At 68.8% G+C, this 16,641-nt stretch carries 16 protein-coding genes; 1 reads left to right on the forward strand and 15 read right to left on the reverse strand.

From position 1 onward, the window contains the following. Positions 1–47 precede the first annotated feature (47 nt). The 6 genes from prpB to JE033_RS03275 form a co-directional block, all read right to left on the reverse strand. Positions 48–947 (reverse strand): methylisocitrate lyase, encoded by a 900-nt coding sequence (gene prpB / locus JE033_RS03250; RefSeq protein WP_200329441.1) that lies wholly within the window; start codon positions 945–947, stop codon positions 48–50. Further along, positions 947–2,485: an MmgE/PrpD family protein gene (locus tag JE033_RS03255; protein ID WP_200329443.1), complete on the reverse strand. Its 1,539-nt coding sequence runs from the start codon at positions 2,483–2,485 to the stop codon at positions 947–949. Before JE033_RS03255 ends, prpB begins: the two co-directional genes overlap by 1 nt. Next, positions 2,482–3,156, reverse strand: a complete 675-nt coding sequence (locus JE033_RS03260) for a GntR family transcriptional regulator (RefSeq protein WP_200329445.1) — start codon at positions 3,154–3,156, stop codon at positions 2,482–2,484. The genes JE033_RS03255 and JE033_RS03260 overlap by 4 nt, the downstream gene beginning before the upstream one ends. 73 nt (positions 3,157–3,229) lie before the next feature. Further along, positions 3,230–5,125, reverse strand: a complete 1,896-nt coding sequence (locus JE033_RS03265; protein ID WP_090147930.1) for a YhgE/Pip family protein — start codon at positions 5,123–5,125, stop codon at positions 3,230–3,232. Next, the gene (locus JE033_RS03270) at positions 5,122–5,730 is read right to left on the reverse strand and encodes a hypothetical protein (protein WP_234037080.1); all 609 of its coding nucleotides are present in this window, start codon (positions 5,728–5,730) and stop codon (positions 5,122–5,124) included. Before JE033_RS03270 ends, JE033_RS03265 begins: the two co-directional genes overlap by 4 nt. Before the next feature lie 156 nt (positions 5,731–5,886). Next, on the reverse strand, positions 5,887–6,792 hold the full coding sequence (locus tag JE033_RS03275; protein ID WP_090147927.1) for a VOC family protein: 906 nt from the start codon (positions 6,790–6,792) through the stop codon (positions 5,887–5,889). Between the two features lie 197 nt (positions 6,793–6,989). Here JE033_RS03275 and JE033_RS03280 point away from each other — a divergent pair, with 197 nt between their 5' ends. After that, entirely contained in the window at positions 6,990–7,421 is a 432-nt protein-coding gene (locus JE033_RS03280) for a VOC family protein (RefSeq protein WP_090147924.1), read from the forward strand. A 30-nt stretch (positions 7,422–7,451) separates the two neighbouring features. Here the strand turns inward: JE033_RS03280 and JE033_RS03285 are convergent, their stop codons facing one another. The 9 genes from JE033_RS03285 to infC form a co-directional block, all read right to left on the reverse strand. After that, positions 7,452–7,850: a VOC family protein gene (locus JE033_RS03285; protein WP_200329448.1), complete on the reverse strand. Its 399-nt coding sequence runs from the start codon at positions 7,848–7,850 to the stop codon at positions 7,452–7,454. Positions 7,851–7,874: 24 nt separating this feature from the next. Further along, complete coding sequence (gene pheT, locus JE033_RS03290; RefSeq protein WP_200329450.1) at positions 7,875–10,499, reverse strand: phenylalanine--tRNA ligase subunit beta; 2,625 nt, start codon at positions 10,497–10,499, stop codon at positions 7,875–7,877. After that, positions 10,499–11,551 carry a phenylalanine--tRNA ligase subunit alpha gene (gene pheS / locus JE033_RS03295; protein ID WP_200329452.1) on the reverse strand — a complete coding sequence of 351 codons (1,053 nt, stop codon included), beginning with the start codon at positions 11,549–11,551 and terminating at the stop codon, positions 10,499–10,501. Before pheS ends, pheT begins: the two co-directional genes overlap by 1 nt. Further along, positions 11,511–13,460 carry an urea amidolyase family protein gene (locus tag JE033_RS03300; protein WP_234037081.1) on the reverse strand — a complete coding sequence of 650 codons (1,950 nt, stop codon included), beginning with the start codon at positions 13,458–13,460 and terminating at the stop codon, positions 11,511–11,513. The genes pheS and JE033_RS03300 overlap by 41 nt, the downstream gene beginning before the upstream one ends. Then, a complete protein-coding gene (locus tag JE033_RS03305; RefSeq protein ID WP_200329454.1) occupies positions 13,461–14,216 on the reverse strand; it encodes a LamB/YcsF family protein in 756 nt (251 codons plus the stop codon). A gap of 54 nt (positions 14,217–14,270) precedes the next feature. Continuing rightward, entirely contained in the window at positions 14,271–15,083 is an 813-nt protein-coding gene (locus tag JE033_RS03310) for an RNA methyltransferase (RefSeq protein ID WP_234037082.1), read from the reverse strand. A gap of 101 nt (positions 15,084–15,184) precedes the next feature. Further along, on the reverse strand, positions 15,185–15,568 hold the full coding sequence (rplT, locus tag JE033_RS03315) for a 50S ribosomal protein L20 (RefSeq protein WP_010156663.1): 384 nt from the start codon (positions 15,566–15,568) through the stop codon (positions 15,185–15,187). Between the two features lie 51 nt (positions 15,569–15,619). Continuing rightward, positions 15,620–15,814 carry a 50S ribosomal protein L35 gene (gene rpmI, locus JE033_RS03320; protein WP_010156662.1) on the reverse strand — a complete coding sequence of 65 codons (195 nt, stop codon included), beginning with the start codon at positions 15,812–15,814 and terminating at the stop codon, positions 15,620–15,622. 76 nt (positions 15,815–15,890) lie between these two features. After that, the gene (gene infC / locus JE033_RS03325; protein ID WP_090147910.1) at positions 15,891–16,517 is read right to left on the reverse strand and encodes a translation initiation factor IF-3; all 627 of its coding nucleotides are present in this window, start codon (positions 16,515–16,517) and stop codon (positions 15,891–15,893) included. Positions 16,518–16,641: the final 124 nt, after the last annotated feature.

Raw genomic sequence — 16,641 nt, forward strand, 5'->3', positions numbered from 1 at the left:
CTGCGGCGACGGCGTGCCGCCTGCGGTGGTGGTGGGCTCCGGCCGCGTTACCGCTCGACCGAGAAGTTGAACACGCTCGTGTCGAAGCGGTTGTAGTCCTCGTAGTCGACGAGCTCGTAGAGGTCGGCACGGTGCTGCATCTCGTCGAGCTTGCCGGTGAGGTGCCCGACGTCGTTCAGCTCATCGAGCGCTCGCTCGGTCGCACCCATCGCGATCCGCAGCATCGACACCGGCCAGATCACGATGTTCACCCCGACATCGGCGAGCTGCTGCGAGGAGAAGAGGTCGCTCTTGCCGAACTCGGTCATGTTCGCGAGAATCGGCACGTCGAGGGCCGCGCGCATCGCGGCGAACTCCTCGAGCGTGCGCATCGCCTCGGGAAAGATCGCGTCGGCTCCCGCGTCGACGAGGGCCCTCGCACGATCGAGCGCGGCATCGAGCCCGTCGACGGCTCGGATGTCGGTGCGCGCCATGATGAGGAAGTTCGGATCGCGCCGCGCATCGGCCGCTGCCCTGATGCGCTTGACCGCCGTTCCCTCATCGACCACGGCTTTGCCATCGAGGTGCCCGCAGCGCTTCGGGTTGATCTGATCCTCGATGTGCGCACCCGCGAGGCCCGCGTCCTCGAGCGTCTGAATGGTGCGCGCCACGTTCATCGGCTCGCCGAACCCGGTGTCTGCGTCGACGATCGCCGGAAGCTCGGTCATGCGCGCGATCTGCTGCGCGCGCCCCGCCACCTCGGTGAGCGTCGTGAGCCCGATGTCGGGAAGGCCGAGGTCGGCGGAGAGCACCGCGCCCGAGATGTACACGCCGTCGAAGCCCTTGCGTTCGATGAGGCGGGCCGAGAGGGGGTTGAACGCTCCGGGAAAGCGCAGCAGCTCGCCGCTGGCGAGGCGCTCGCGAAAGAGGCGCCGCTTCTCGTGGGCCGGGGTCTGGGCGTACAGCATCAGAAGAGTCCCTCCGGTGCGGCGTCGAGTTCGATGAGGCCGCGTCGCGCGGTGATATTGATCTCACGCACCTCGTCGGCCGTGAGCTCGGGCAGCCGCTGCACGAGTTCGAGGAACCGCTCGATCTCGGCAGGTTCGAGCACCGGCGCCGCGAGCAACCGGAATTTCGCGATGTAGTGTTCGCGCGCGAAGGGGCGAGCACCGAGCGGGTGCGCGTCGGCAACGGCGATCTCCTCGACGATGGTGCGGCCGTCGACGAGCTCGATCTCGACGCGTCCGCCGAAGGCCTTCTCATCGGGATCCTCGGAGTGGTACCGGCGCGTCCACTCCGCGTCTTCGGCGGTGATGACCTTCTGCCACAGCGCGACGGTGTCGGCGCGGCCCGCGCGCTCGGGAGTGTAGGAGTCGACGTGGTGCCAGCCGCCGTCTTGCAGGGCGACCGTGAAGATGTACGGGATCGAGTGGTCGAGGGTCTCGCGCGACGCCGTGGGATCGTACTTCTGCGGATCGTTCGCGCCCGACCCGATCACGTGATGCGTGTGATGGCTCGAGTGGAGCACCACGCGAGCGATGTTCTCCGGGTCCCCGAGCTCGGGATGCGCGCCGTGCAGCCGGCGGGCGAGGTCGATCCACGCCTGCGCCTGGTACTCGGCCGAGTGCTCCTTCGTGTAGCTGTCGAGGATCGCGCGCTTCGCTTCTCCTGCGGCGGGCAGCGGCACCTCGTACGCCGCGGTCTGCCCGTCGAGCATCCAAGCGATGACGCCGTCCTCCCCCTCGTAGATGGGGGCTGGCGATGTCTGCCCGCGCATCGCCCGGTCGACCGCCTCGACGGCCATCTTGCCCGCGAACGCCGGTGCGTGCGCCTTCCAGGTCGAGATCTCGCCCTTCCGGCTCTGACGCGTAGCGGTCGTGGTGTGCAGAGCCTGCGCCACGGCCTGCGAGATCGTGGCGACGTCGAGCCCGAGCAGCGTGCCGATGCCCGCTGCGGCCGACGGGCCGAGGTGCGCGACGTGATCGATCTTGTGCCGGTGCAGGCAGATCGCGCGAACGAGATCCATCTGGATCTCGTACCCCGTCGCGATACCGCGCACGAGCGCCCGCCCGTCGGCACGCACGTGCTGCGCGACCGCGAGGATCGGCGGAATGTTGTCTCCCGGGTGCGAGTACTCTGCCGCCAGGAACGTGTCGTGGTAGTCGAGCTCGCGCACGGCGACGCCGTTCGCCCAGGCGGCCCACTCGGGGCTCGACAGGATGTCGAACGGCGATCTTGACGGCAGCCCGAAGATCGTGCTGCCCGCACCGCCGTGCGAGACCGGGTGCGCGAGCGCCTGCGCCCGTGCCGCGACTATCGGCGCGCGCGTGAGCGACGCCGCGGCCACTGATGCGTTGTCGATGATGCGGTTGATGATCATGTCGACCACGTCGGCTTCGACCTCGACCGCGTCTGCGGCGACTTCGGCGATCTTCCAGGCGAGCTGCTGCTCGCGGGGCAGCGATTCTTCACTGCGGTGCACACGGACGTGGTGGGTGACGGTCATGCTGTGGCTCTCTCTTCCGAGTCTGCGATGGAGGTCAGGATCGACGCGAGCGCGCGATGCAGGTGGACGTGCGTGGCGTGCGCCGCGAGCTCGGGGTCGCCGTCTGCGATCGCCCTGGCGATGAGGGCGTGTTCGGCGACCGAGGCGCGGAGGCGGGCGTGGTGGTCTCTCGCCAGCCCGCGGGCGCGGGCGAGGTGCGTGCGCACGGGGCGGAGCGCCTGAACCAGGTAGGCATTGGCCACTGCGGCATCGATGGCCGCATCGAACCGGGCGATGAGGGCGTAGTAGTCATCGGCGCTCGAGGTGCCGGCGTCGGGGTGCGCTGCTTCGAATGCGGCCGCGATCTCCGCGAACACGGTCGGGTCTCCGCGGACGGCCGCGAGGCGGGCTGCTGTCTCTTCGAGCGCGCGGCGCGTCTCGAAGAGGGCGCGCACATCGGCTGCGTCGAAGCCCGACACCGTGATCACGCGGGCCGACTGCTGCGTGAGGAGACCGTCTGCGATCAAGCGCCCGATGGCTTCTCGCATGGGAGTCCGACTGACGCCCCACCGCTGCGACTGCTCCACTTCGCCGATGACGGTGCCCGGCCGCAGCGCACCGGTCTGGATCTGCTCGAGCAGCGCGCGGTAGACGCGATCGCTCGTGCGCTCCCCGCTCTTTCCCGTGACCATAGCCCCAACGTATACACCAGAGCCGGTGAGCGCAAGGTTCACCCGCGATCCAGCCCCGTGTGTATACGCTGGCCTACCCGATGAGGCTCGGCTGCAGATCCTTCAGAGTGCGCGATCGCATCGTCTTCGCAACGCCCAGCGCCGCGACGAGCACCGCGATCACCAGCACGAGCGCGAGCTTCACCGCCTCGCTCGCGGCATCGGCGAGGTCGCCCCCGTACATCAGCTGTCGCAACCCGTCGACCGCGAACGACATCGGCAGGTAATGATGCAGGGTCGCGAGCGACGGTGGGAGCGTCTGCCAGGGGAAGGTGCCGCCGGCGGTGACGAGTTGCACCACCATGAGCACGAGCCCCAGGAACTGGCCGACGCTCCCCAGCCAGACGTTCAACGCCAGGATGATGGCTGCGAAGGTCGCCGACGCGAGCGCGATCGTCCCGTAGGCGGCGACCGGGTGCGAGAAGTCGAACCGGAGTGCGAAGGCGACGATCGCGAAGAGCGCGAGCATCTGCGTGGCTCCCAGCAGTGCGGGTGTCGCCCAACCGGCGAGGGTGACCCTCAGTGGCGTGTGCAGCGCGGTCACCGCACGGCGCGACACCGGCTTCAGAATGAGGAAGAGCGCGTAGATGCCGATCCACGCTGCCAGGCTCATGAAGAACGGTGCGAGGCCGGCTCCGTAGCTGCCAGCCGAGGTGACCCTGCTCGTCTGCACGTCGACCGGGCTCGCGATGTTCGAGGCCTGATCCGCTCGCAAGTCATCGGAGCTGTCGGGCAGCGCATCGACGCCCTCCGCGAGCGCGTCGCGCAGCTGCCCCGCACCGTTCGTCAGGTCTCCGAGCCCGCTCTGCAGCTCTCCCGAGCCCTCGACGAGCTGCGCGAGCCCGTCATCGAGCGCGACCGAGCCGTCCGCCGCTGTCGCGATGCCGTTCGTGAGTTGGGGCGTCGCGTCGGCGAGCTGCCGTGAACCGTCCGCGACCTGCTGCGCACCACCGGCGAGCGTGTCGAGTTGGGCACTGGCCCCCTGCACCTGCGCGTTGACGCTGGTGAGGTCACCGCCGACGCGATCCATCGCGCCGCTCACTCGGTCGATCACGGCCGGATCGACGTTCGCGTTCGCGAGATCCTGCAGCACCGCGGCTCGGTCTGCGGCCAGCGCATCGATCGCGCGCTGACTGACGTCCGCGGCTTCTCTGCCGTACTGGGCGACGGTCGCATTGCCAGCGGCGACCTGCGCGGCTCCGCCGGCGAGCGTCTCCGTGCTCTGCGGAAGCGACGCGGTCGCATCGCGCAGCTGCGAGAGGCCGCTCGCCAGCCGACCCGACCCTTCCGCCGCCGTCTGCGTACCAGCGTGCAGCTCCCCCGCACCATCGCGGGCGGTCGCAGCCCCGTCGGTCAGCTCGCTCGCACCATCGGTCGCCTCGATGAGCGATCCGCGCACCTGAGCGATGCCGTCGAGAAGCGAACGCGCCGCTTCACGGTTCACCGACTGCACGATCTGCTTCTGGATGCGCTGCACCGCCTGCTCGCCGATGGTCGTCGCGAGGTAACTGTTCGCGTCGTTCGTGGTGAGCACCACGTCGGCCCGATGCGGGTCGTCCGTCTGCGACGATTGCAACGCCTCGGAGAAGTCCTTCGGCAACGTCACGGTGAAGTCGTAGACCCCGTTCGCGACGCCGCGCTCCGCATCCTTCGCACTGACACGATGCCAGTCGAAACTGCCGTCATCGATGAGATTCTGCGCGACTTCGTCCCCGATGACCCGCGTGCTCTCGCCCTCTGCGACGCCTGCATCGGACACCACGAGCGCTACGGGAACCTGGTCGAGCCTGGCGTACGGATCCTGGTTCGCCCAGAGATAGAGTCCGCCGTAGAGCAGCGGCACGCACATCAGGGCAGCGAAGGCGAGGCGCGCCATCTTGGTCGCCCAGAGGCGAGCGAACTCGGCCCGAATCATCTGCGGGATCTTCATGCCTGTTCCTCCACTGCTGCTGCGGCGTCGGCCGCGTCCGCATGGTCATGCAGCGGCATGACTTCGCCGGTTCCCCACCCTGCCGGATGCGCCGAGATCGCCGCGCGCGCCGCGCGACCCGCGATGACCAGCACCGCGGCTCCGTCCTCCGCCAGCTCGCACGCGATGCGCCACCAGTCCTCCGGCGCGCCGCCGTGGCGATCCGGCGAGACGAGCACGAGCCCTTCGACCTCCGGGCGCTGCAGCGCCAATTCGCAGAGCGCGCGCACCCGGGCATCAGGGGCGAGATCGCCGATCGGCAACCGTGCATGCTCGCGCAGGCCCAAGCGCTCGAGTTCGTGCCGCACCGCGATCGGCCCGCCGAATCTCCCCGCGAACATCAGCTCTTCTGCGACGACGTCGGAGAGCAGCACGTCGCCGTGCGGTTCGCTCACATCGGGGGCATCGACGAGAGCGAGTCTGCGCCGGAGTGCTTTGGCGTCGGGAGTGCCGTCGATCGAGACCTCCCCGGAGTCGGGCTTCATCCGGCCAGACACGATGAGGCCGAGCACGGTCGGTCGCTGCGCCGTCTCGGCTTCGACGAACACCGCAGTGCCAGAGCTCATCGACACATCGATCGGCGGGAGCGCCCGCCCGCCCGGTCCTTTACTGACCGCCGTCGCCCGCACCCGCATGAGTTCGTCCCCGCCCTACTCGATCCAACCCTGCGAGTGTAGTCCTCCTCTCACTGAACGCCGGGGCCGGTGAACGGGCGTTCGGGATCACAGGTCGTCGATGACGATTTTGTGCATGCCGAGCATGTGCTCGAACGCGTTCGGCCGCTCCATGAGCTCACCCATGTTGGCCGGGACGATCTGCCAGCTCACGCCGAACTCGTCGGCCAACCATCCGCACTGCTCGGCTTCCGGCACCGCCGACAGGGCCTCCCACAGGCGATCGATCTCGACCTGGTCGGCGCAGTGCACCTCGAGCGATACGCCGCACGTGAAGGAGAAATCCTGCTCCACACCTGAGTCCATCACCGCGAAGAGCTGATCCCGGATGCGGAAATCGCTGTACATCAGGGCCTCGGCGGTTGCGGGCCCGGTGGGCTCGCCGTAGGGGAACGATCCGATCAGCGCCGCGTCATCGAACACCTCGATGTAGCGGTCGCGTGCTTCTGCCGCCCGATTCTGGGCGGCTCCCCCGAACATGAGGGAGGGCATGACGAATGCTGCCTCAGCATCGATCTCGTCGTTGACGCTGAGCTGCCAGCTCATGCCGTACCGATCCTGCACCCACCCGTAGTAGGGGCTGAAGGGATACTCGTCCAGAGGCATGAGCACCGTCCCTCCCTGCAGCAGACCGTTCCACACCCGATCGAGCGCCGCGCGCGCGAGCTTCGGGCCGCCGAACCGCGCATCGCCGAACATCAGGAACATCGAGATCGATGGATTCGGGAAGAACTCCTCGCCCGCGTTGATCAGCGTGAGCCGATACCCCGCGAGGTTCACCGCCACGGTCAACGGCTCGCCGGCGAACGGCGCTTGGAAGTCGAGCAGGCCCGTCTGCGGGTACCGCGACTCGACCTCGGTGGTCGTGTCGGGGAAGACGTCCGCATAGAACCGACCGACCTCCTCTGCGTTCCGCTGGCACCAGATGTTGGGCACGATGTACTGGTCGGTCATGACTGCTCCTCTCGCCGGTGAGCTCGGCAGCACTGCCGGGTCCAGTGGTCGCTCGGGCGCCGGCACGGCGCGCCCGCTCTCAGTATCCGTCGCCCTCACTCTCGCGACAAGAGTCAGGTCGATGACTTTTCACTCCTGCCGGTGCACAATGTCAGCAGAGGGGCCGGTCGCAGCCCCGCGAGCTCCGAGGAGTCCTCATGTCGATCAGCTTGAACCCCTACCTCAACTTCCACGGCAACGCCCGGCAAGCGCTCGAGTTCTACCACTCGGTGCTCGGCGGTGAGATCCGCCTCATGCAGTACGACTCCGTACCCGGCATGATGGGCGACCCCGCCGAATCGGAGAAGATCATGCACGGGCAGATCGACACGGAAGACGGTCTCACGATCATGGCCGCCGACTACCCGGCCTCCATGGCCGAGGCGCCGGACGCTGCATCGCTCGGGCACTCCGTGTGCGTCTCCGGCGACGACGCCGAACGCATCCGGGCGCTCTGGGAGGGCATGTCGAACGGCGCCCAGATCCGTGAGCCGTTCGAGACCGCGCCCTGGGGAGACACCTTCGGCATGCTCGCCGATCGATTCGGTGTTCCCTGGATGTTCAGCCTCGCGCCCTCGAGCCGGGGGTGACGCGCCCGATCCACTGCGAGACGAGCTCGTCTACGCCCCCTCGTAGCCGATCAGCCACCGTACTCCGTACTGATCGACCAGCTGTCCGTCGCTCGCGCCCCAGGCGCGGCGCTCCAGCGGAAGCAGGATGCGGCCGGAATCGGCGAGCGCCTCGAACCACCGGTGGAGTGTCGATGGCGCCGCTGCTCCGAGCAGGGAGAAGAACATTCCTCCGATGTGCACCGCGTCTTCGTCAGCACCAGCGTCAGCCCCGTAGATCGCCACCGGCCCGACGAGCGTGCCGCGCGCGACGGCGTCGTCCGGTCCGTCGACGCGCCCGAAGTCGGCGAAGGTTCGTATCTCCAGCGCACCCCCGAACACGGAGCGGTAGAACTCGAGCGCTTCGCCAGCGTTACCGGGAAACAGGAGGTACGGCGTGATTCCAGTCATCGGTCCTCCTGTCTCCCCAGGTCATCAGTCGCGCAGCTTGGCGTCGAATGCGAGCGCCGCGGCTTCGACACCGGCGAGTTTCGCCGCGCTGGCCTCCTCCGCGGTGAGCGTTCGGTCTTCAGCGCGGAAACGCAATGCGAACGTGAGCGCCTTCGAGCCCGCCTCGATCCCGGCGCCGCGATAGTCATCGACGATTCGCGCACCTTCGAGCAGGTCGCCCGCGCCCGCTACGACCACGGCGAGCAGATCGCCCGCCGGAACCTCGTCGGCGACGACGAGGGTGAGATCCTGCGTCGCGGCGGGATAGGTCGAGAGCTGAGCGGTCTCCGGCAGGCGCGGTGCGAGCTCGATCAAGCGGTCGAGATCGAGCTCGAACGCTGCGACTCGGCCGGGCAGATGATGCTCGGCGACCAGCTCGGGCAGCAGTTCGCCCGCGACACCGATCACCACGAGACCGCCCTCGTCGCCGTCGGCATCCGCTCCGTCGCCGGCGACGCGGATGGCGAGCTCCGCCGTGCGGCCAGGGTGGAAGGCACGGTGAGCGCCCTGCGAGACGACGAGCTCCGCCGAGACCGCACCCGCGACCGTACGCGCCGCGTCGAGGGCGTCGGCCCAGTCGTAGGCGCGGGCCGGCTCACCCGCCTGCTTCGGCACGGCATCGCCGAGCAGCAGACCGGCGATGCGGCGCGGTTGGTCGGGGATCGATGCGTTGAGTTCTGCGAGAACGGCGTCAGACGGCCGCTCCGCGAGTGGCGGCACCGTATCGGTGCCGAGCGGCGCGTCACCTGCACCGGGCGCGAACACGAGTCCCAGTTCGACGAGCGCGAGGTCGGTCAATCCGCGTGACGCGTTGCGCTGAGCGGCGGTGACGAGCCCCGGCAGCAGCGACCGGCGCAGGTACGGGGACTGCGCGTCGAGCGCATTCGCGAGCGCGATCGCCGCCACGGGCGGCGCCGCAGCACGAGTCGCCTCGCTGTCAGCCTCTGCGGCGGCGCCGGAACCGGCCCCCTCGGCACCCGCTCCGAACGCCTGCAGCTGCGACCGGGAGACGAACGGGTAGCTCTGCACCTCGTCGAGCCCGGCTGCCGTGATGATGTCGGCGACGCGACGGCGCAGGCGCTGGCTCCGCGTGAGTCCGCGACCGGCGGGAGCCACCGGCAGCGTCGAAGGGATGCGATCGTATCCGACGATGCGCGCGACCTCCTCGATCAGATCGGCACTGCGGGTGAGATCGGAACGCCAGCTGGGCGCGGTCACTCCGAGCTCGTCGCCGCCGTCGGCGACGATGGTGCAGCCGATCGTCTCGATCGCGCCGCGGATCTCGCCTTCGCTGTAGTCCGTGCCCAGAAGCCCGTTGACTCGCGCGATCGGCAGCCGCACCTCGATCGGCTCCCAGCCCGCCACGAGGTCCGAGCCGAGCTCGTCCGCCGTGCCGCCTGCGAGCTCGACGAGCAGGTCGACCATGCGCTGCGCCGCGGCGCGCGACACCAACGGGTCGACGCCTCGCTCGAAACGCTTGGAAGCCTCGCTCGGCAGCTTGTGCCTGCGCGCGGTGCGAGCGACGGAGACCGGATCGAACGTCGCCGCTTCGATCAGCACGTCGACGGTCGTGTCGTCAGCCTTGGTCGAGGCACCGCCCATGACTCCGGCGAGGCCGATCGCGCCCGATTCGTCGGCGATCACGAGATCCTCGACGTGCAGCTGGCGCTCCTGACCGTCCAGCGTGACCAGAGTCTCCCCCGGAGCTGCGCGGCGCACCGTGATACCGCCGGCGAGCTTGCGCAGATCATAGGCGTGCAGCGGCTGACCGAGCTCGAGCATCACGTAGTTCGAGATGTCGACCTCGAGCGAGAGCGAGCGGATGCCGGCGAGCTGGAGCCGCGCGACCATCCAGGCGGGCGTGGGGCGCGACGGATCGATTCCCCGCACCACGCGAGTCACGAAGCCGGTGGCACCGGCGCGCCCGCGAATCGGAGCCCGGTCGTCGAGCGTGACCGAGAACCCGGTGCCGATCGCGGGCGACACGGCGAGGGCCGGATCGGTGAAGCTCGCACCGGTCGCGTGGGCGTACTCGCGCCCAACGCCCCGCACGGAGAACGCGTAGCCGCGATCGGGAGTCACGTTGATCTCGACCGCGGTATCCGAGAGGCCGAGCAGTGCTCGGGCGTCCGCGCCGACGACGGGATCGAGACCCAGACGGGAGAGCACGATGATGCCCTCGTGATCCTCACCGAGCGACAGTTCGCGGGCCGAGGCGATCATGCCGTCGGAGACGTGCCCGTACGTCTTGCGCGCAGAGATCGCGAACCCTCCGGGCAGCACCGCCCCTGGCAGTGACACGACGACTTTGTCGCCCGCGTCGAAGTTGTGGGCGCCGCAGACGATACCGCGCACGTCGGCTCCGCCGTCGGCGGCCTGCTGACCCTCGGGGGCGACGCGCACCTGGCACCAGTTCACCGTCTTGCCGTTCGAGTGCTCCTCGGGTTCGCGGGAGAGCACCTCGCCGACGACGACGGGGCCGGTCACATCGAAGCGTCGAATCGACTCCTCTTCGAAGCCGACGCGTACGAGGTCGGCGTGCACCGCTTCTGGGGTGACGTCTTCGGGCAGCGAGACGATCTCGCCGAGCCAGCTGAGCGGAATGCGCATTAGACCAGTCCTCCGAACTGACGATTGAATCTGACATCGCCTTCGACCATGTCGCGCATGTCGTTGATGTCGTGGCGGAACTGCAGGGTGCGCTCGATGCCCATGCCGAAGGCGAAGCCCTGGTACTCATCGGGATCGATGCCGGCAGCGGCGAGCAGTTTCGGATCGACCATGCCGCATCCGCCCCATTCGACCCAGCGCGCACCGCCCTTCGCATGCGGCTGCCAGACATCCATCTCGGCCGACGGCTCGGTGAACGGGAAGAAGTTCGGTCGCAACCGGATCTCCGCCTCTGCGCCGAACATCTGGCGAGCGAAGTGCTCGAGCGTGCCGCGCAGATGCGCCATCGTCAGGCCGCGATCGATGGCGATGCCCTCGATCTGACTGAAGACCGGGGTGTGCGTGGCGTCGAGCTCATCGGTGCGGTACGTACGCCCGGGCGCGACCACGTAGACCGGAAGCTCGCGGTCGAGCAGCGAGCGGATCTGCACGGGCGAGGTGTGGGTGCGCAGCACCAGGTGCCGATCGGCCGGTTCGATGAAGAACGTGTCCTGCATCGCGCGCGCCGGGTGATCAGGGTCGAACCCGAGCGCGTCGAAGTTGAACCATTCGTGCTCGACCTCTGGGCCCTCGGCGATCTCCCACCCCATTCCGATGAACACGTCGGAGACCTCGTCCTGCAACTGGGCGAGCGGGTGCCGGCTCCCGGCAGTGCGACGCACCGGTGCCGCAGTCACGTCGACGGTCTCGGCGACGAGCCGTGCCGCGGCCTCCTGCGCCGCGAGCTCCGACTCACGCCCGTGATAGGCGCCCTCGATGCGTCCGCGCGCCTGCCCCATGAGCTTGCCCGTCGCGGCCTTCTCGTCCTTCGGCACCGCGCGCATCTGCGCGTTGAGCTGAGCGATCGTTGAGCCGTCGCCCGCGTGCGCGGTGCGCGCGGCTTTCAGCTCTGCGACGGAGTCTGCCGCTGCGAAGGCGGCGAGCGCGGCCGTGACCGCTGCTTCTGCCGCTTCAGCGGTGATCGGATTCGATTTCGGGGCGCTGTCTGACACGAGTCCCTATCTTACCGGCAGCGGCGGCGGCCGAGGCCGACAGGATGTCGCGCAGCAGGGTCGCCACCGTATCTTCCATGAGGAGCCGCCCGTCGTCTCCGATGTCCGTCGCCGAGAGCCGGTCGAGCGCGACGGCGAGCGCACCGGGTAGCGTGACGGCGACCCGCTTCCCATCGACTTCGAACGAGAGACGGACGGCCTCGGGAATCTCCGAGCGCGCGTCGGGACGGGAGCCGAGGTGCGGGTCGTCGGGATCGACGGGGACGAACCGCACGTGCGAACCGGGGCGCAGTTGCGCGGCGATATCGGTATCGGCATCGATCACAGTCCCGATGACGGGGTAGCCGCCCGTCACGGGGTGGTCGGCGAGGAAGAGCACGGGAAGGCCATTCGGAGGCACCTGGATGGATCCGCGGACGGTGCCCTCGCTCGGCAGCTCGTCGTGCCGCGCGCGCCGGAGCGGCGTCCCGTCGAATCGCGCGCCGACGCGATTCGACGACGCGCTCAGGCGCCAGCTCTGCGACGCCAAGGCGGCACGAGCCTTCGCGTCGAACCAGTCGCTCCTCGGACCCGGTACGAAGCGGAGCTGCACCTCGTCACCGATGGGATGACCATCCGACTCGGGCGAGTGCGCCGCCCGATCTGCCTGTCGAGGATCGTCGATCGCGAGGGCATCGCCCGCCGCGAGCGGAGCCGGGCCGATGCCCGACAGGCTGTCGTGACTCGCGCTTCCGAGTACGCGCGGCACCGCGAAGCCTCCCCGTATCGCGAACACCCCGCGCATTCCGCGCGTGGCCCGCCCGACGCGCAGCACCTCCCCTCGGCGCACGGTGAACGCTTCCTGACTCGAGGGCGGCGTCCGCCGCTCGTCGCCAGCGCCGACGATCTCAGCCGTGGCGTCCGTTCCGGCCAACGCGATAGAGACATCGACGTCGGCGCGCACGACGAGTGCCGCGTTCAGCGTTTCCAGCGCAGCGGCCCCGTCAGCGTTGCCCACCGCCCGGTTGGCGCGGCGCAGCGCAACGCGGTCGGCGGCGCCGGAAGGGCTCACACCGATCGCCGAGTGTCCAGCCCGCCCCGCGTCTTGCACGAGTGTCTGCATCCCCGGGTCGATCACCGTGATGGCGGAGCTCGACGCCGCCTCGGGCGGGACCGGCGACGCGTCCGGTACCGCCGAAGGCGCGTCCGGCGCGTCCGGCGCATCGGGCACGGGCGCTGCGAGCGCGACCTGCTCGCGCACGGCGCGGAATGTCACCGTGTCGCCAGGTGCGATCAGCGACGCGCGTTCACGCGTCGCATCCCACAGTTGAGCGGTCGTGCGCCCGATCAGCCGCCATCCTCCGGGAGAGGCCCCGGGGTAGACCGCGGAGAACGCCCCGGCGAGCCCCACCGACCCGGGGGCGACGCGCTCGCGGGGTGACTCGAGTCGCGGCACGCGCAGCGCGGCATCACCGCCGGTGAGGTACACGAACCCGGGAGCGAAGCCGCCGAACGCCGCCGTCCATCGAGAGCCGCTGTGCGCCGCGACCACGCCGGCCGCGCTGAGCCCGGTCAGCGCTCCGACCGCCTCGAGGTCCTCGCCGTCGTACACGACGTCGACGATCGCCACACGCGCCGACTCCCCCAGCATCGAGCGCGCGAAGCCCGCGATGCCAGAGGGGAGCCCGGCGATCTCATCGGCGATTCGACGCGCACTGGCGCGGTCGACGCACGTCACCAGGACCGTGCGCGCCGCCGGCACGATATCGATGACGCCGGGAAAGCCTCGTTCTCTGAGGATCGCGGCGAGCCCGAGTACCGTGTCAAGATCCGGCAGGTCGACGATGCAAGCTCGATCGCCGACCGCGCGCACCGTGAACGGCGACGAACCTCCAGCCCCCGCCGAGCGCATCCGCTTCGAACCGCCCATCTAGACGAAGCTCCCGATCTCGACGCCGCAGCCCTCGAGCGCCGTGCGAATGTCGCCGGCCAACCGCACCGCTGCGGGATGATCGCCGTGCAGGCAGATGCTGTCAGCACGCACGGCGATCTCCGTGCCGTCGACGGCGAGCACCCGACCCGTCGTCGCGATTCTCATCGCTTGCGCCGTTGCGGCATCCCCGGTCAGCACCGCCCCGGAGACGGCGCGCGGCACGAGGGAGCCGTCTGGTGCGTACGCACGATCGGCGAAGGCTTCGGAGAAGGTGCGCACTCCCGACTCCTCGGCCACCCGTTCGATCACCGAGTCGGGCGGCACCAGGAGCGGGAGCCCCGTGCCGGATTCGCGCAGGGCGCGCACGACCGCACGGGCCTGTCCCTCGTGATGCGCGATGGCGTTGTACAGCGCACCGTGCGGTTTCACGTACCGCACAGCGGAGCCGACGCTCCGCGCAAGCGCCTGCACGGCGCCGAGCTGGTAGATGATCTCGTCGGTCAATTCGCCCGGTTCGTACTCGATGAATCGACGACCGAACCCGGCGAGATCGCGGTAGCCCGGATGCGCGCCGATCGCCACTCCGGCAGCGTGCGCCGCCGCGCAGGTCGCACGTATGCCGCGCGGATCACCGCCGTGGAACCCGCAGGCCACATTGGCACTCGACACGGATGAGAGCACCGCGGTGTCGTCGCCGAAAGCGTAACTGCCGAACGATTCACCGAGGTCGCTGTTGAGATCGATACGGGGCATTCGCCCATTCTCGCAGGCCGAGTACGGCGGGAGCGCAGACCTGGACCGCGGCGCCTAGCGGCTGCGCTGCGCGAACGCCGTCTCGTAGAGCAGCACGCTCGCCGCCGTGGCGAGATTCAGCGATTCCGCCGCGCCGTAGATGGGAAGTCGCACTGAGCGATCGGCGAGCGCACGGTCAGCCTCGCTCAACCCTCGGGCCTCATTGCCGAACACCCACGCGATCGGACCGCCGAGCGCCCCCTCCGCGCGAGCTTCGAGCACGTCGGAGCCGCGCACGTCTGCCGCGAGTACCGAGAGATCCGAGGCTCGCGCGGCTTCCACCGCCGCCTCCAGCGTCGACATCACGAGCACGGGGATGTGGAAGAGCGATCCCGTCGTGGAGCGCACCACCTTCGGGTGGAACGGATCGATGCTCTCCCCCGCGAAGATCACGGCGTCCGCCCCGGCGGCGTCCGCCGCTCGCAGCACGGTACCGGCGTTGCCCGGATCGCGGATCTCGTGCAGGATCGCGACGAGCCGTGCTTCCGCGAGTGCACCCTCGGTCGGCTCGCCCCACGTACGCGCGACGGCGACGACGCCCTGCGGGTTGACCGTCTCCGACATCGCCGAGATGACTTCGGTGGTCGCTCGCTCCAACCGCACGCCCGCATCCGAGGCGAGGCGGGCGATCTCGACCTGCCAGTTCTCCGCGCCGAGCGTCGCGTAGACGGTTTCGGTGAGCTCCGGACGATGCACGAGCAGCTCGCGCACCGCCTGCGGGCCCTCCACGAGGAAGCGGCCGTGCGCTTGGCGCTCCTTCTTCCGGGCGAGGGATGCGATTCGTCGCACGCGTTCGGACTTCGTGTTGCTCAGCATCTCGTCGGTCATGAGTTCAGCCTACTGGCGCAGCGGCTCACTCCCCCGCGCCAGCAGAACGCAGAAGACCCCCGCTCCCCAGGGGAGCGAGGGTCTTCGACAGGAAGAACTGCTTACGCGGCCTTCGGAGCCGAGGTGTCCTCGGGCAGCGCCGACTTCGCGACCTCGACGAGCGCGGCGAAGGCTGCGGGCTCGTTCGTGGCCAGCTCGGAGAGCATACGACGGTCGACCTCGACGCCTGCAAGGCCGAGACCCTGGATGAAGCGGTTGTAGGTCAGGCCGTTCGCACGTGCACCGGCGTTGATGCGCTGGATCCACAGGCGGCGGAAGTCGCCCTTCTTCTTGCGGCGGTCGTTGTACGAGTAGACCAGCGAGTGGATGACCTGCTCTTTGGCCTTCCGGTACAGGCGCGAACGCTGACCGCGGTATCCCTCGGCACGCTCGAGGATGACGCGACGCTTCTTGTGGGCGTTGACGGCCCTTTTGACTCTTGCCATTTCAGTTCTTCCTTAGAAAATTCTCAGATGAAAGCTATGCGCTCGCGCCGGTCAGTGACCGAGGAGCTTCATGGCCTGCTTGGCGTCGCCCTTGGCGAGCACCTGCTCGGCGTTCAGACGGCGCTTGCGCTTCGAGGCCTTCACCTCGAGGTTGTGGCGCATGCCGGCCTGCTGCTTCATCAGCTTGCCGGAGCCGGTGAGCTTGAAGCGCTTCTTGGCCCCCGAGTGGGTCTTCTGCTTGGGCATCGATTTCTCCTTGTTGTGTGCGAGCCTCACGGCCGCGGATTGCGGGGTGGCGCTGCGCTCGGCAGCGCACCGCAGTTCATTCGTCGTCCGAGTCCGTACCTGCGGTCTTGTCGGCCCGACGAGTGGCCTTCTCCTCAGCGCGACGAGCATTCAGCTCGGCTTTCGCTTCGGACTTGTTCTTGAGCGGAGCGACGACCATGACCATGTTGCGACCGTCGATGCGCGGGTTCGACTCGACGACACCGTATTCGGCGATGTCCTCGGAGAACTGCTGCAGCAGGCGCACACCCATCTCCGGCCGCGACTGCTCGCGGCCGCGGAACAGGATCATCGCCTTGACCTTGTCTCCCTGCGACAGGAAGCCGACAGCGCGCTTCATCTTCGTCTCGTAGTCATGCGTGTCGATCTTCAGGCGGAAGCGCACCTCTTTGAGCACGGTGTTCGCCTGATTACGGCGTGCTTCCTTCTGCTTCTGAGCTGCCTCGTACTTGTACTTCCCGAAGTCCATGATCTTGGCAACGGGAGGCTTCGAGTTCGGGGCAACCTCGACGAGATCGAGATCGGCGTCCACAGCCATGCGGAGCGCAGTCTCGATCGGCACGACGCCGACCTGCTCGCCACTGGGTCCTACCAGTCGCACCTCGGGGACGCGGATTCTGTCATTCGTACGGGGATCGCTGATCGCCGGCTCCTCTGATCTCATGGGTGGGCGCTCCGGAACGGAGCCACGGAGCATCGAGATCAGGACCGCGCACGCGCCATCCCACACCCTTGTGCAGCTGCCGAGTGATCGGCGGGGTGTCAACTACCCGGTAACCTTGAAACGG

The organism is Leucobacter sp. L43, assembly GCF_016597785.1.
In the GTDB taxonomy this organism is placed as follows: domain Bacteria; phylum Actinomycetota; class Actinomycetes; order Actinomycetales; family Microbacteriaceae; genus Leucobacter; species Leucobacter alluvii.